Below are 15079 nucleotides of genomic sequence, written 5' to 3' on the forward strand. Positions count from 1 at the left end.
CCGCCTTTGCCAAGGAGCACCATGCACTGCTTTTTCATCGCCCCGACCGGATTCGGCGTCGGCCTGACCTCCACCAGCCTGGGCCTGGTGCGCGCCCTGGAGCTGGCTGGCCTGCAGGTCGGTTTCCTCAAGCCCGTGGCCCAGCCACACCCCGGCGACCTCGGCCCGGAACGCTCCACCGAACTGGTGGCACGTACCCACGGCCTGAAGCCCCCGATGCCCCTTTCCCAGTCCCAAGTCGAGCGGATGCTCGCCGATGGCCAACTGGACGAACTGCTGGATGAGATCACCGGCCTGTTCCACCAGGCAGCCGAAGGCAAGGACGTGGTGATCGTCGAAGGCATGGTGCCGACCCGCCATGCCAGCTACGCCGCGCGGATCAACTTCCACCTGTCCAAAAGCCTCGATGCCGACGTGATCCTGGTGTCGGCGCCGGAAGACGAAAGCCTTTCCGAACTGTCAGACCGCCTGGAGATCCAGGCCCAGCAGTTCGGCGGCCCACGCGACCCGAAGGTGCTTGGAGTGATCCTCAACAAGGTGCGCGACGAAGGGTTCGCCCGCCGTCTCAAGGACCAGTCCCCCCTGCTGCGCGGCGACGACTTCCGCCTGCTCGGCAGCGTGCCCTGGCTGGATGAACTGAACGCACCGCGTACCCGCGACGTCGCCGAACTGCTGCAGGCCCAGGTCATCAACGCCGGCGACTACGACCAGCGCCGGGTGCAGAAAATCGTGGTCTGCGCGCGCACCGTGCCCAACACCGTGCAGCAGCTCAAGCCGGGCGTGCTGGTGGTGACCCCGGGGGACCGCGACGACATCATCCTCGCCGCCAGCCTCGCCGCCATGAACGGCGTGCCGCTCGCCGGCTTGCTGCTCTCCAGCGACATCCAGCCCGACCCGCGCACCCTGGAGCTATGCCGTGGCGCCCTGCAAGGCGGCCTGCCGGTACTGGGCGTGGCCACCGGCACCTACGACACGGCGACCAACCTGAACCGGATGAACAAGGAAATCCCGGTGGACGACCGCGAGCGCGCGGAGAAGGTCACGGAATTCGTCGCACGCAATCTCGACCTCGACTGGCTGCGCGCCCGTTGTGGCGCCCCCAGCGCGAGCCGACGCCTGTCGCCGCCGGCCTTCCGCCATCGTCTGATCCAGCAGGCGCAGCTCGCCGGCAAGCGCATCGTCCTGCCCGAAGGCAGCGAGCCGCGCACCGTGCAGGCCGCCGCCGCCTGCCAGGCCCGTGGCATCGCCGATTGCGTGTTGCTGGCCCGGCCGGAGGATGTGCACGCGGTGGCCCGCGCCCACGGCATCGAGCTGCCCGAGGGCTTGGAGATCCTCGATCCGGACCTGATCCGTGAACGCTACGTGCAGCCCATGGTGGACCTGCGCCAGAACAAGAGCCTGAACGCGCCGATGGCCACCGCGCAGCTCGAAGACAACGTCGTGCTGGGCACCATGATGCTCGCGCTGGATGAAGTGGACGGCCTGGTGTCCGGCGCCATCCACCCCACCGCCAACACCATCCGCCCTGCGCTGCAACTGATCAAGTCGGCACCCGGCTACCGCATCGCCTCCTCCGTCTACCTGATGCTGCTGCCGGAACAGGTGGTGGTCTACGGCGACTGCGCGGTGAACCCCGAGCCCGATGCCAGCGACCTGGCGGAAATCGCCCTGCAGAGCGCGGACTCGGCCGAAGCCTTGGGGATAGTCCCGAGGGTGGCGATGATCTGCGATTCGCTCGATGAGGCCGCGCTGGCCAAGGTCCGCGAAGCCGCCCGCCTGGCCCGCGCCGCCCGCCCCGAGTTGACCATCGAAGGCCCCCTGCCCTGGTCAGCCGCCGCCCGCGAGGGCAGCACCACGGTCTTCGTCTTCCCCGACCTCGCCACCGGCGATGCAGCCTACAAGGACGCGCAGCAGAGCCACCCCGTGGTGAGCGGCGGCCTGATGCTGCAGGGCCTGCGCAAGCCAGTGAACGACCTGCCGCGCAATGTCCTGGTGGACGACATCATCCACACCATCGCCCTGACGGCGATACAGGCGGCGTGCGGCAGTGAAAGCTGACTGGCTTGTTCCTGTGGGGGCGAATTCATTCGCTGAGCAGACCGCAGGTCTGCCTTGACTCACCGCAAATGGGGGCTGCTGCGCAGCCCATAGCGAATGAATTCGCCCCCACGAAAAAGCGAAGAGCTTTCCTGCGAGCAACTTCGACCACCCGGTCACCCTTCGCGCTTGCAGTTGAGTGAACAACCGTTAACCTTTGCCAGCATTCTGCCCGCGGCCAGGGAACGCAGCGGGCCCGTCCATAACGAGGTGGCCACGACCACCCCACGGTGAGGCTCCATCCCTTCATGCTCAGCTTTATCCCCTCTCCCCTGCTCGGTGTCCTGGCGGCGCTGCTGCTGGCCCTCAACACCCTGTTCTGGTGCGTGCCGCTGTTCGCCGTCACAGCGCTGAAACTGCTGCTGCCGTTCCGTGCCACGAAGGGTGTGCTGAACCGGGCCGCGAGCTTCATCGCCGAAGGCTGGATCAGCTGCAACAAGCTGTGGATGCGCCTGGTACGCGACACCCGCTGGGACGTCGACGGCCTGGCAGGGCTGGATTACCAGCACAGCTACCTGGTCACCAGCAATCACCAGAGCTGGGTGGATATCCTGGTCCTGCAACACCTGTTCAACCGCCGCATCCGCCTGCTTCGCTTCTTCCTCAAGCAGGAGCTGATCTGGGTCCCGGTGATCGGCCTGTGCTGGTGGGCGCTGGATTTCCCCTTCATGAAGCGCTACTCCAAGGCCTACCTGGCCAAGCACCCGGAGAAGAAAGGCAAGGACCTGGAAACCACCCGCCGCACCTGCGCGAAATTCCGTGACAACCCGGTGGGTATCTTCAATTTCCTCGAAGGCACCCGCTTCACCCGCGCCAAGCACGATCAACAGGATTCGCCCTTCCAGTACCTGCTCAAGCCCAAGGCCGGCGGCATCGCCTTCGTGCTGGACGCCATGGGTGAGCAGCTGCATTCGCTGGTCAACGTCACCATCCACTACCCCGATGGCAACCCGAACTTCTGGACCCTGCTGGCCGGCCGCCTGCGTCAGGTCGTGGTGCGCATCGAGAAACTGGATATCCCCCGCGAATTCATCGGCCGCAACTACGACCAGGACGAGCAGTACCGGCTGGCCTTCCAGCAATGGGTTAACCGCCTTTGGGAAACCAAGGATGCCCAACTGGCGAAGCTGCACCAGCAGTTCCCGCCGGCCTGATGCCGGATACGAAAAGCCCGCCGATCGGCGGGCTTTTTCTTTTCCACGTCTATGCGGTCTGTAACACCTCATCCACCTGGAGCAACGGCGCCAGGTTGGTGTAGTTGGGGATATCGGCGCTGATCTCGTCGCCGTTCAGTTCCAGCGTGCTGCGCAATTCCTCCACCGACAGTACCCAGATATTGGCCATGCAGATGAAAGGCGCCACCGCGCCATCCACTGCGGCCAGCCCCTTGCGCACTTCGACCTTCACCAGGTTTTCGCCGATCAGGCGGGACAGGAGTGGTATGTGTTCCTCGCAGTAGTAGGTGAAGTCGAACTTGGCGCCCGGTGCATTGGGGTACGCCACAACAAAGCAGTACATGGAGCCTCCTTATCGCGATTGGCCGGGGACCTGATCCCGGATGCCCCGACAAATCAAGTGTAGGCCCGCCCATACCGGTCTGCGCGATGGCCCCCGCCCGGTCAGGGCGAGGGTGTGAGGCTATCGACACCCTCCCGCAAGGCACGCCAGTCCACCACCCGGGGAAAGGTCTCGGCCCTGGCCACCGGCAGCCCCGGTGCCACCAGGAAACCCTGCATGAAGGTGCAACCGTGCTCCAGCAGCCAGTCGCGCTGGGCCATGGTTTCCACCCCTTCGGCGATCACTTCCAGGCCCAGGTGGCGGCTGAGGTCGATGATGGTGCTGACCACCGCAGCATCGCGCCTCGACTCCAGCATGCTGGAGATGAACAGGCGGTCGATCTTCAGGGTGTCCAGCTCGAAGTGACGCAGGTAGGCGAGGGACGAATAGCCGGTGCCGAAGTCGTCGATGGCGATGCGCACCCCAAGGGCACGCAGTTGCCGCAGCTGTTCGCGGGTCATCTCCAGGTCCTGCATCAGCGCGCTTTCGGTGACCTCCACTTCCAGCTGTGCGGGCCGCAGGTTGAACTCGCCCAACACCCGCCGCAGGTCGTCCACCAGTTGCGGCATGCCGAACTGCACCGGGCTGACGTTCAGGCTCACCACCAGGTCGTCGCCGAATGACGGCTGCCAGGTGCTGCACTGGCTGGCGCCCTCGCGCAGCACCCAGTCGCCCAGACGGTTGATCAGGCGGGTTTCCTCCAACAGCGGTATGAACACGTTGGGCGCCACGGTGCCGGCCACCCGGTGTTCCCAACGCAGCAGCGCCTCGAACCCGCGCAGGCGGCCGCTCTCGATGTGGACCTGCGGCTGGTAGACGAGGTGGAAATCATTCTGCTCGATGGCGTTGCGCAGGCTTTCTTCCAGCATCAGCCGCGAGCGGGCGCGGCCGTTCATCTCCGGCGAGTAGAAGCGGTACTGCTGGCGACCGGCGCGCTTGGCCTCGTACATGGCGATATCCGCCGCACGCAACAGGCCATCCACGCTCTGCCCGCACTCAGGGAAGCAGGCGATGCCGACGCTGGCGCCGAGGGTGACGTCGATGCCTTCGATGCGATGGCGGACCGAAACCAGCTCGATGAGCTTCTCCGCCACCCGCGCGGCATCCTCGGGATGGTCCAGGGTGTCCAGCAGCGCAGTGAATTCGTCGCCGCCCATGCGCGCCAGGATGTCGTAGGGACGCAGGCAGTTCTTCAACTGCTCCGCCACCCGCCGCAGCACGCGGTCTCCGGCCTCATGGCCGAGGGAGTCGTTGATCAGCTTGAAACCATCGAGGTCCAGGTACAGCACTGCCATGCGCTTGCCGTTGCGCTCGATGCGCGCCAGGGAAGCCTCCAGGGCCTGGTGGAAACCACGACGATTGAGCAGCCCGGTAAGGGCATCGGTGATGGCCTGGGATTCAAGCTGCGCATGCAGTTGGCGCACCACCGACATGTCCAGGGCGATGACCACCATGGAGCGCTGCAGGCGCGGCAGTGGCGACGACGACAGCGCCACTGGCAGGCACTCGCCGCTCATGGTCTTGAGGCTGGCGTCGTGGAGGCGGTAGGTCTCGTTCTGTTTCCAGTGGCGATAGAAGTCCGAGAATTTCCAATCGCTGCCCGTCTCCGGATGGGCGATCAGGCTCAACAGCGGACGACCTTCCAGATCGTCCACCGAGCCCTGGAGCATCTGCGCCATGGCCGGGTTGGCGAAGCTGATGAGGCCGTCCTCGCCGACCACCAGGATGCCTTCGGCGGCGTTCTCCAGCACCGAGGCGTTGAAGGCGCGGGCGCTGTCCAGCTGCTGGCTGAGTTGCAGCAGGTCGCGCCGGTTGCGCTCGTGGGCCAGCAGGGACTGGATCTTGTGGCGCAATACCTGGGGGTCGAAGGGTTTGAGGATGAAGTCCACCGCCCCGGAGGTATAGCCGCGCAGCACGGCGTCCTGGGTGTGGGCGATGGCGGAGATGAAAATGATCGGCGTGAAGCGGGTCAGCGGGCTGCTGCGCATCAGCCGGGCCACTTCGAAGCCGTCCATGCGCGGCATCTGCACGTCCAGCAGGACCAGCCCGACCTGTTCTTCCAGCAGGCATTTCAACGCGGCCTCGCCCGAGTCCACGGTGCGTACCTGCCATTCGCCGTCCTCCAGCAGCGCCTCCATGGCGGCGAGGTTTTCCTGGCGGTCATCCACCACCAGCAGGATGTTGTCCGCTGGGGCCTCCTTAAGCTGCAGGTGCGCCATGGCGACCTCCCGGTTGTTCCAGCCAGCGGTAGAGCATGTCCAGCAGTTCCTGGCGACTCACCGGCTTGGCCAGGTAGTCGTCGGCGCCGGCGGTGATGCATTTCTCCCGATCGCCCTTCATCGCATGGGCGGTCAGGGCAATGATCGGGATGCCGCAGCCGTGCTCCTGCTTGAGCACGCGGGTGGCGGTGTAGCCGTCCATATTGGGCATGGCCATGTCCATCAGGATCAGGTCGAAGGGCTCACGCTGGAAGCAGTCGATGGCTTCCACACCGTCGCGGGCGGCGGTGACCTTCATTCCCGTCTCATCGAGCAGGGCACTCAGGGCGTAGATGTTGCGTACGTCGTCGTCCACCAGCAGCACTCGGCTGCCCTCCAGCGGATCCAACACCGGGCTGTTCTGCGGCTGGCGCAGGCCGGAGAAGAAGCCCTGGACCGCGGAGCTGAGGTTGTCGAGGTCATCGCCCGCCTTGCGCACCACCACCGCCGAGTAGCGGCGCAGGCGCTGCAGGTTCTGCTGGTTGACGTCGACACCGGTGTTGATGACCACGCGCGAACCATCCAGCGGGCGTTCACGGTCGAGACTGTCGAGCAGCTCGAAACCGTCCTGGTCGGGCAGGTCGAGGTCGATCACCAGAGCGGAGAACTCGCCTTCCGCGTAGGCCTTGCGGGCGCTCTCGCCATTGGCGCTGGCGACCACATCGAACCCCAGCTGCTTCAGGTGCTCGCGATAGTGCTCGCGCTCCACCTCGACGTCTTCCACCAGCAGCAGTTTGCGATCCTCCGGCGGACGGCCGCCTTCCAGGTCCTGGAATACCTGCTCCAGATCCTCGCGGGCGATGGGCTTGACGAGGTAGCGGGTGGCGTCCTCGTTCCAGTCCTGGGGCTGGGGCACGCAGGAGATGATGTTCACCGGCGTGGTACGGTGGTTCGCGTGGCCACGCAGGCGCCGGTAGATCTGCCAGCCGCTGATGTCCGGCAGCAGGATGTCGAGGATCACCGCCGCGAACCGCTCGTTCTGCAACAGGCCGATGGCTTGCTTGCCGCTGCGGCAGTGGACACTGGAGAAGCCGTGGGCCTGTGCCTCTTCGGCGATCACCGAAGCGAAATTGACGTCGTCTTCGACGATCAGCACCGCAGCCCCCTGGCCGCTGCGCACCGGTTGCGCGGGCTCTTCGTCGTCCTTCGGCTGGCTGGCGGCCACCGCCACCGGCAAGCGCACGATGAAGCGCGAGCCCCGCCCCGGAACGCTTTCCAGAGTGATGTCGCCGTCCAGGGCGAGCACCAGTTGACGGGTGATGGCCAATCCCAGCCCGGTACCGCCAAAGCGCCGGCTGGTAGAGCCGTCGATCTGCTGGAATGCCTGGAATATGCGCTCGTGCTGCTCCTCGGGAATGCCGATGCCGGTATCCCGGACCACGAAGCAGAGCACTTCGCGCTCATCGATCGCCGCCGCCGGGTCCAGCTCCACCGACAGTTCCACCTCGCCCTGCTCGGTGAACTTGAGGGCGTTGGACAACAGGTTGCGCAGGATCTGGTGCAGGCGCACCCGGTCGCTGTGGATAACCCGGGGCACCCCGGCCTGGATGTGCGTGGAGAGGCGCAGCCCCTTGATCTCGGCCATCGGACGCAGGCTGCCGTCCAGTTCGGCGAGCATGTCTTGCACATTGAGCGGTTCGAGCTTGAGCTGCATGCGTCCCGCCTCGACCTTGGCCAGGTCGAGCACATCGTTGATCAGCTGCAGCAGGTCGCTGCCGGCACGGTGGACGATGTCGGCGTGGCGGGTCTGCTTCTCGGTGAGGTTGCCGACCATGTTCTGCCGCAGCTGGTCGCTGAGGATCAGGATGCTGTTCAACGGCGTGCGCAGCTCGTGGGACATATTGGCGAGGAACTCGGACTTGTAACGGTTGGCCAGCATCAGTTGCTCGGCCTGGTCACGCAGCCGCTGCTCGGCAGCCTTGCGCTCGCTGATGTCGATGATCACCGCCTGGACCATCAGTTCGCGGCCGGCGCGGATCGGCGACAGCCCCACCTCCAGCGGGATCAGGCGACCGTCGCGGTGCTGGCCGAACAGCTCGCGATTGCTCCCCATGCGCCGTTGTTCGGGTTTTTTCTGGAAGCTTTCGCGCATGGCCACATGGGCCTCGCGCAGGGACTCGGGCAGGAGCATCTCCACAGGGGAGTCGAGCATCTCCGCGCGGCCGTAGCCGAAGAGCTGCTCGGTCTGGCGGTTGACCATGGCGATCCGCCCACGGCTGTCCACCAGGACGATGGCATTGGGCGAGGCTTCGACCACCAGGCGGAAACGCTCCTCGGCGCTCTTGCGTGCCTGCAGATCCACCAGGATGAACAGGTAGCGCTGGTCATGGCCGTGATTGATGGTGCTCAGGCTGAAGGCCACGGCGATGCGCTCGCCGTCATCCTGCAGCAGCTCCGTCTCCACCAGGTCGGTGGGTGCCTGCCGGGACAACTGTTGCGACAAGTCCAGCAGGCCTGGCAGGAACCGGCGCAGGTTCTGCCCCACGAGGTTTTCCGCCACGCCGCCGAACAGGTCCGCGGCACGGGCGTTGGCCATCTCGATGCGGCCATCCTCGAGGCAGGTCAGGGTAGCCACCGGCAGATGCTGCAGCAGCATACGGAAGCGCTCTTCGCGCTCGGCCAGCTCGTTGGAGATAGACCTGGAGAGCAGCAACTGACGCTCTCGCTGGTAGAGGTAGCCGCCCACCAGCAGCGACAGCAGCATCGCGGCGGCCAGGCCGGTCCACAGGCTGAAGGCGATGCGATTGTTGCCGAGCATCGCCTCGTACTGCGCTGTACTGCCCACCCCCAGGGCCCAGGTGCGGCCGAACAGCTTCAGCTCCTCGACCCTGTGGAAGCGTGGCTGGCCAGCTTCCTCCTGGTGACCGAGCATGGGCGCGTCGGGGCTGCCCAGGTCCTTGAGGTCTATGCGGTAGTAGTTGCTCTGGGTACCCAGGATGCCGTCCATCAGATCGTTCAGGCGAAAAGCGCCGCAGACCATGCCGACCAGCGCCGCGCGCCGCTCTTCCTCCGTGCTGCTGGGTGCGTCCGGGCGGTACACCGGCATGTAGAGCAGCAGCCCGGTCTGTGCCTGCTGGTCGGTCTCCTGACGGAGCTTGAGCGGTCCGGTGAGACTGGGCTCGCCACTCGCCCAGGCAAGCTCGATGGCGTCCCGACGCACCGCCTCGGTCAGCATGTCGAAGCCCAGGGTGCGGCGATTGCGCCAGTCCATGGGGCTGGTGTACTGCACCACCAGATACTGTTCCCGGGGTTCTGTGGGAAAGACGCGGAAATCCCGCCGGCCCTGCTCCCAGATCTCGCCGAGGAACTCATTGAGTTCCTCGTGCTTGAGATAGCGTGCCCAGGCCAGCGCCTGAATGCCCGGGTAGCGCTCCTGCAATTGCAGCTGGTCGGTGGCCCGCGCCCACTCTTCAGCCGACACGGAGTTACTGCCGACCATCAGGCCGGCCATGCCACGCAGCACCATCTCGTAGGCGCGCATCCTGATACCGATGCGCTGGGCGATCTCCTGCGCCTCGACCTGGAAACGCTGCTCGTGCTCGGAGCGGTTGCGCGACTCCAGGGCCAGCCATTGCCAGAGCACCAGCCCCCCGGAAACGAGCATCAGGGTGAACGTCACCAGCAACGGCAACAGGTACATGCGGAGTCGGGGGATTTGACGTTCGTCCATGCAGTCTCCTGTCCTTTCCATGGCCGCCGTCACCTCGCAAGGAATGCACACAAGCGGTTCCGGCCGGGCTCAACGGAGCCCTGCAACGCAGTCTAGACAGGAAAGTGCGAACTGGCGTTGAGCCAGTAATCGAGCGACGAGCGGCAGGAACGAAAAGGCCCGCTGTTGCGGGCCTTTTCGGAGAGAGCGGGTATTACTGCTGCGGAGCCTGAGCGCCGGGGATGGGGGTCAGCTTGATTTCCACGCGGCGGTTCTGCGAACGGCCCGCTTCGTTGGCGTTGGTCGCAACCGGCTGGTCCGGGCCCATGCCACGGGAACTCACGCGGGCGCCGTTGACGCCCTGGGCCATCAGGTAGTTGGCCACGCTCTGGGCGCGCTGTTGCGACAGGTTCATGTTGTATTGGTGGCTGCCGGTGCTGTCGGTGTGGCCAACCACTTCGATGTTGTTCTGGTCGTACTGCTTGAACGAAGTCGCCAGGTTGTTCAGCGGGGTGTAGAAGTTGCTGGCGATATCCGCCGAATTGGTAGCGAAAGTGATGTTGCCGGGCATGATCAGGTTGATGTTGTCGCCCTGGCGCTGCACCTGCACACCGGTGCCTTCCATGCTGCGACGCAGTTCGGCTTCCTGCTTGTCGACGTAGTAGCCGTAGCCCGCGCTGGCAGCTCCCGCTACGGCGGCACCGATCAGCGCACCCTTGCCACGGTTGTCATGGTTGATCGCGGCGCCCGCTACGGCACCCGCCAGGGCGCCCAGGGCACCGTACTTGGCGGTCTTGCTCATGCCGCCTTCGGCGGGAGCCTGGACTTCACCCTGTTGGTTGTAGGGGTTCTGAGCACAACCCGACAGCATGGCGAAAACGGTAGCGGCGATGATCAGGCGACGCGGGGTGAACATGGACGATTTACTCCTGAAAAATCTTTTAGCCGATATGGCTGCGGGCAATTAGACATTAGAACGCGTAAAAATTCCGTATATCAGGCCCGCACAAACGGATTCTCGCGCATTTCGTCGCCCAGGCGCGTGTCCGGACCGTGGCCGGTGACCACGGTGGCTTCCTCATCCAGGCTGTACAGACGCTGCTTGATCGACCGCTCGATGGTGTTGTAGTCGCCGCCCCAGAGGTCGGTTCGGCCGATGCCGCGGCGGAACAGGGTGTCACCGGCGATCAAGAGCTTGGCCTCGGGGAACCAGAAACTCATGGAGCCGGGCGTGTGCCCCGGGGTGTGCAGGGCCACCCCGCAACCACAGGCAAGCTCCTCGTCGTCGGCCAGCCACTGGTCGGGAGCCGGCACCGGCTTGTAGGGCACGCCGAACATGCGGCACTGCATTTCCAGGTTGTCCCAGAGGAACTGGTCTTCCTTGTGCAGGTGCAGCGTCGCACCGGTGGCCTTCTTCAACTCGCCGGAAGCGAGGAAGTGATCCAGGTGGGCATGGGTGTGGATGATGCTGACCAGCTTCAGCCCATGGGCCTCCAGCCGCGCCAGGATCAGCTCATGGTTGCCGCCCGGGTCGACGACGATGGCCTTCCTGCTGACCGGATCGCCGATCAGGGTGCAGTTGCACTGCAACGGGCCGACGGGGAAGGTTTCACGGATCAGGGCGGTGGACTGGGTCATCGGGCGGCTCCGGTACGGCGGTGCGCTCTGCGGCGCAGGGGGAATGGCATCACGGCCCGGAACGATAATCGCCCGGCAGCCTGCCCGTCCATTTCTTGAAGGCCCGGCGGAAGTTGGAGGGGTCGTTGAAACCCAGCAGGTTGGCGATCTCGAACAACGGCAACTGGGTGGCGCTGAGGTATTGCAGGGCCAGGCCCTTGCGCACCTCATCCAGCACCTGTTGATAACTCGTCCCCATGGCCGCCAGGTGCCGGCGCAGGCTGCGGCCACTGGTGTGCAGGGCGCGGGCGGCGCCGTCGAGGTCGGGAAAATCGCCAGGGCGCGCCAGGAGCAGTCGGCGCACGCGGGTCAGCAGCGCATCCTGCACGTCCAGTGTGGCCAGCAGCGCCTCGCACTGTTGCTCGCACATCTGCACCGTGGCCGGGTTGGCCAGCGCCATCGGGCGCTCCAGGTAAGCCTTGGGCAGGCTCAGCCAGTGGCACGGCTGGCCGAATTGCGCCGGTACGCCGAACACCTCCGCATAACGTTCCGCATATGCGGGGGCCGAATGGGCGAAACCCACCTGCTGGCCACGCAGTTCTTCGCCCACCAGGAAGCGGGCGATGCTGAAGAAGCTGGCCAGCAATCCCTCACCGGCAAAGCGCCCCAGAGGCCCCATGGGGAAGGATTCGGTGGCGCGCAGTTGCAGGCAATCCCCCTGCTCCGCCAGCTCCAGCTCATAGGCCAGGCCCAGCACCCGGTAGTACTTCAGGGCGAATTGCAGGGCGCGGCCGAGGTTGGCGCTGGAAAGCACCGCGTAACCGAGGATGCCGTGGGTGGACACGTTCAGGCGCTGGCCCAGCACCAGGCCCAGGGCCGGCTCGCGGCACAGTTGCAGGGCGGCGCCGGCGAGCTGGTTGAAATCGAGGAAGGACAGCCGGCCATTCGGATTGCCGAGGATCTCCGGCCGCACCCTGGCGCCTGTGAACAGCGCCTCGCGCGCCACGCCCAGCTCCTCGGCCAGCCCGAACAGGGCTTCGGCATAGGCGACGGGCACCAGTTCGGCGGAGAAGGTCAGGGGTTGTTTCATTTGGGCGTCTTGTTCTGGTTGTGGCCGGATATGACCCGAAGGTTGGCAGAAGATAACCTTGTCCGACAAAACCCGGCAAGCGGATATTGGGACCATGGTCCATACAGCCTCAAGGAGCCCCCATGGCCAGCACCACACCCGAAGGATTGGTTATCCGTCCGCGCCACATGGATTTCGAGTTTCCCGATCCGCTGCCCCGCCACTGGCACAGCGGCGACGCCTTCAAGAGCCACCTGTTCGACGCCATGTCGGTGCTTTTCCCTGACGGCGAACGTTTCTTCATCGACTCGGTGCGCCAGTTCCGCGACCAGATCGAGGACCCGGTCCTGAAGGAACAGATCCGCGGCTTCATCGGCCAGGAAGGCCACCACAGCCGCGAACACCTGGAATACAGCAACCGCCTGCGCGACCTCGGCTATGACATCGGCACCATCGAACGCCGTGCCCAGGCGCGCATCCGATTCACCCAGAAGAAGTTCTCCGCCCGCCGCCAGCTGGCCGCCACTGCGGCCCTGGAGCACATCACGGCGATCATGGCCGACGGACTGCTGAAGAATCCGGAATACATGGCCGGCGCCCACCCGGTGATGGCGCGGCTGTGGCGCTGGCACGCACTGGAGGAAACCGAGCACAAGGCGGTGGCCTTCGACGTCTACAACCAGGTCTGCGGCAGCCACCGCATGTTGCGCCGGGCGATGCTGATGGGCACCTTCTTCTTCATCCTCGACACCACCCGCGGCCTGGCCCACATGCTCAAGCGCGACGGCCTGCTGTGGAACTGGCGCGTCTGGCGCGACGGCCTGAACTGGATGTGGGGCCGCAACGGCATCTTCCGCCCGCTGGTCGGCACCTACCTGGACTTCTTCAAGAAGGGCTTCCACCCCTGGCAGCACGACAACCTGGACCTGCTGTACAAGACGCGGGAAGAGTTCGACGTGGCGCAGGCGAGTGCGGCCTGAATGATGCGTGGATATGAAAGAAAACGGCCCTTCGGGGCCGTTTTCCTTTGATTGGGTAGGGTGCGCCGTGCGCACCAGGAAGTCCGCACGGGCAACTCGGTGCGCGCGGCGCATCCTACGGTGGATCACCCCAACAGAAAGCGCATCGCATCCGCCGCGCTCTGCTGCGGAATCTCTTCCATGGGGATATGCCCCACCCCAGGATAGGTCTTCACCTGGATACCCGGCAGGTCGCGCTGCCAGAGCGGTACGTGCCTGGGTGAAATCCAGCGGTCCTTCTCGCCCCACATCAACAGGGTCGGCGCCTTGATCTGCGCCACGCGCCGGCCGCTTTCCCCCAGCTCTTGCTGGTTGACCTTCAGCAGCACGCGGAAGATGTCCATCATCGCCCGGCGGTTGCCCGGCCGGCGGGTGATGTCGTAGTAGCGGTCCACCACGCCGGGCTTGATGCGTCCGGGCTCGCCATAGACTTCCTTGATGCCCTGGGCGATCAGGGCGCGCGGCATCCACATCGGCATGGCCAGGGTCGCTCCGGGCAGCGCGGCGGCGGCGATCATCCAGGGCACCTTGCGCATCTGGTAGCCGGCCGGGTCGATCAGCACCAGCTTGTCCACCCGCTGCGGCTGGGCCAGGGCGAAGTTCCAGGCGATGAAGCCACCGAGGGAGTTGCCGGCGATGGAGGCCTTGGTCACGCCCAGGTAGTCCATCAGCAGGCCGAGAATGCCGATCATGCGTTCGGCCGAGTAGTCGCCGCTGCGCTTGGGCCCGGTGAGGCCGAAACCCGGCACGTCGAAGCGGATGATCCGGTAGTGCGGGGCGAAGGCCTCGACCCAGTCGTCCCAGGTGTGCAGAGAGGCCACGACACCGTGGATCATCACCAGGGCCGGTTTGTCTCGGCTGCCTTCGTCGCGGTAGTGGACGTTGAAGCCATCCAGCTCGATGAAGCGGGAACCGCTGTCGGCGCTGGCGTAGCGCGCCTTGAGGCGGTCGAGCGGCAGGGAGCCGAAGCCCAGGCGGGCGAAACCGGCGGCAAGGGGCGGCGACAGCGGCAAGCTGGATGCGGACATGCGGGGCACCTCGTGGTTTTTGTTATCGAGGGCCTATCACAGCACGGGGCCCGGCCTGCCGCGCCCAACCTAGGTTGAGCGTCGACAGAGCGCCGAAATCAGCAGGTCGCCAAGGACGGTCTTGGCGTGTTCGATCCGTGCCGCCGACGCCGCACCGGCCAGCAGTTCCAGGGACGCTGCTTCCATCGCCCAGATCAGCGCGCGGTAGGTCAGCGGGTCGCGTTCGTCGCCCTCCCCGTGCAGGCGCTCGGCGAGCAGGCGGCCCATTTCCTCGTGGGCGCGCTGGCGATGGCTGGCCAGGGGAGAGTCGGCACGCAGCGCTTCTTCCTGCATCAGGCGGATGATGGGCCCCACGGCCAGGTGGTAGTCGAAGAAGCGCGCCACCATGCCACGTAACCAGGCCTCGGCGCTGCCGGCATCGCCCTGCATCTCGCGAAAGCGCGCCAGCAGCAGGACCACGGCCGTGCGATAGATGCTTTCCAGCACGTCCATCTTGTTGGCGAAGTATTTGTAGAAGGTGCGCCGCGACACCCTGGCCGCGTCCAGCAGGTCGTTCACCGTGGTTTCGGCAATGCCCCTGCGGGCGAACACCGGGATGGCCGCCAGTTGGATATTGGCCCGCAGCAGGTGGCCCACCAATGGCCCTTCGCCCTCTCCCTGCTGGCGCACGGCGTTGAAGCCACCCAGGTCCTCGAACACCGCGCGTACGGCACCCTGCTCGCTCGTTTCCATCGGCCTGCATCCCCAACCAAGGCGCGGGTGACGGCGCAGCACGGCCTCGCTAC

11 protein-coding genes are annotated in these 15079 nt (G+C 65.6%); 3 read left to right on the forward strand and 8 right to left on the reverse strand.

The window, feature by feature from the left end; translation table 11 throughout:
- Positions 1 to 21 precede the first annotated feature (21 nt).
- Entirely contained in the window at positions 22 to 2058 is a 2037-nt protein-coding gene (gene pta, locus FXN65_RS22980; RefSeq protein ID WP_151136751.1) for a phosphate acetyltransferase, read from the forward strand.
- Positions 2059 to 2345: 287 nt separating this feature from the next.
- Positions 2346 to 3251, forward strand: a complete 906-nt coding sequence (locus FXN65_RS22985) for an acyltransferase (protein WP_151136753.1) — start codon at positions 2346 to 2348, stop codon at positions 3249 to 3251.
- A 49-nt stretch (positions 3252 to 3300) separates the two neighbouring features.
- Here FXN65_RS22985 and FXN65_RS22990 read toward each other — a convergent pair whose 3' ends face one another.
- The 6 genes from FXN65_RS22990 to FXN65_RS23015 all read right to left on the reverse strand — a co-directional run bounded on the left by FXN65_RS22990 (position 3301) and on the right by FXN65_RS23015 (position 12268).
- Positions 3301 to 3615 carry an EthD family reductase gene (locus FXN65_RS22990; RefSeq protein ID WP_151136755.1) on the reverse strand — a complete coding sequence of 105 codons (315 nt, stop codon included), beginning with the start codon at positions 3613 to 3615 and terminating at the stop codon, positions 3301 to 3303.
- 101 nt (positions 3616 to 3716) lie between these two features.
- Positions 3717 to 5873, reverse strand: coding sequence for a putative bifunctional diguanylate cyclase/phosphodiesterase (locus FXN65_RS22995; protein ID WP_151136757.1), 2157 nt, complete (start codon positions 5871 to 5873; stop codon positions 3717 to 3719).
- Positions 5854 to 9582 (reverse strand): response regulator, encoded by a 3729-nt coding sequence (locus FXN65_RS23000; RefSeq protein WP_151136759.1) that lies wholly within the window; start codon positions 9580 to 9582, stop codon positions 5854 to 5856. Before FXN65_RS23000 ends, FXN65_RS22995 begins: the two co-directional genes overlap by 20 nt.
- Positions 9583 to 9775: 193 nt before the next feature.
- A complete protein-coding gene (locus FXN65_RS23005; protein ID WP_151136761.1) occupies positions 9776 to 10477 on the reverse strand; it encodes an OmpA family protein in 702 nt (233 codons plus the stop codon).
- 80 nt (positions 10478 to 10557) lie between these two features.
- A complete protein-coding gene (locus tag FXN65_RS23010; protein WP_151136763.1) occupies positions 10558 to 11199 on the reverse strand; it encodes an MBL fold metallo-hydrolase in 642 nt (213 codons plus the stop codon).
- A gap of 49 nt (positions 11200 to 11248) precedes the next feature.
- Positions 11249 to 12268 (reverse strand): AraC family transcriptional regulator, encoded by a 1020-nt coding sequence (locus FXN65_RS23015; protein WP_151136765.1) that lies wholly within the window; start codon positions 12266 to 12268, stop codon positions 11249 to 11251.
- 122 nt (positions 12269 to 12390) lie between these two features.
- On the opposite strand from FXN65_RS23015, the gene FXN65_RS23020 reads away from it, so the two are divergent.
- Positions 12391 to 13227 (forward strand): metal-dependent hydrolase, encoded by an 837-nt coding sequence (locus FXN65_RS23020; RefSeq protein WP_151136767.1) that lies wholly within the window; start codon positions 12391 to 12393, stop codon positions 13225 to 13227.
- 125 nt (positions 13228 to 13352) lie between these two features.
- Here FXN65_RS23020 and FXN65_RS23025 read toward each other — a convergent pair whose 3' ends face one another.
- Together FXN65_RS23025 and FXN65_RS23030 are read right to left on the reverse strand one after the other, a co-directional pair.
- Complete coding sequence (locus FXN65_RS23025) at positions 13353 to 14294, reverse strand: alpha/beta fold hydrolase (protein ID WP_151136769.1); 942 nt, start codon at positions 14292 to 14294, stop codon at positions 13353 to 13355.
- Positions 14295 to 14363: 69 nt separating this feature from the next.
- Positions 14364 to 15026: a TetR/AcrR family transcriptional regulator gene (locus FXN65_RS23030; protein WP_151136771.1), complete on the reverse strand. Its 663-nt coding sequence runs from the start codon at positions 15024 to 15026 to the stop codon at positions 14364 to 14366.
- Positions 15027 to 15079 lie beyond the last annotated feature (53 nt).

Origin of the sequence: Pseudomonas lalkuanensis (assembly GCF_008807375.1) — a bacterium.
Classification (GTDB): Bacteria; Pseudomonadota; Gammaproteobacteria; order Pseudomonadales; family Pseudomonadaceae; genus Metapseudomonas; species Metapseudomonas lalkuanensis.

Bases quoted from the DNA above. Each gene is read 5' to 3' on its own strand.
- pta (WP_151136751.1), top strand. From the start codon at position 22: ATGCACTGCTTTTTCATCGCCCCGACCGGATTCGGCGTCGGCCTGACC.
- FXN65_RS22985 (WP_151136753.1), top strand. From the start codon at position 2,346: ATGCTCAGCTTTATCCCCTCTCCCCTGCTCGGTGTCCTGGCGGCGCTG.
- FXN65_RS22990 (WP_151136755.1), bottom strand. From the start codon at position 3,615: ATGTACTGCTTTGTTGTGGCGTACCCCAATGCACCGGGCGCCAAGTTC.
- FXN65_RS22995 (WP_151136757.1), bottom strand. From the start codon at position 5,873: ATGGCGCACCTGCAGCTTAAGGAGGCCCCAGCGGACAACATCCTGCTG.
- FXN65_RS23000 (WP_151136759.1), bottom strand. From the start codon at position 9,582: ATGGACGAACGTCAAATCCCCCGACTCCGCATGTACCTGTTGCCGTTG.
- FXN65_RS23005 (WP_151136761.1), bottom strand. From the start codon at position 10,477: ATGTTCACCCCGCGTCGCCTGATCATCGCCGCTACCGTTTTCGCCATG.
- FXN65_RS23010 (WP_151136763.1), bottom strand. From the start codon at position 11,199: ATGACCCAGTCCACCGCCCTGATCCGTGAAACCTTCCCCGTCGGCCCG.
- FXN65_RS23015 (WP_151136765.1), bottom strand. From the start codon at position 12,268: ATGAAACAACCCCTGACCTTCTCCGCCGAACTGGTGCCCGTCGCCTAT.
- FXN65_RS23020 (WP_151136767.1), top strand. From the start codon at position 12,391: ATGGCCAGCACCACACCCGAAGGATTGGTTATCCGTCCGCGCCACATG.
- FXN65_RS23025 (WP_151136769.1), bottom strand. From the start codon at position 14,294: ATGTCCGCATCCAGCTTGCCGCTGTCGCCGCCCCTTGCCGCCGGTTTC.
- FXN65_RS23030 (WP_151136771.1), bottom strand. From the start codon at position 15,026: ATGGAAACGAGCGAGCAGGGTGCCGTACGCGCGGTGTTCGAGGACCTG.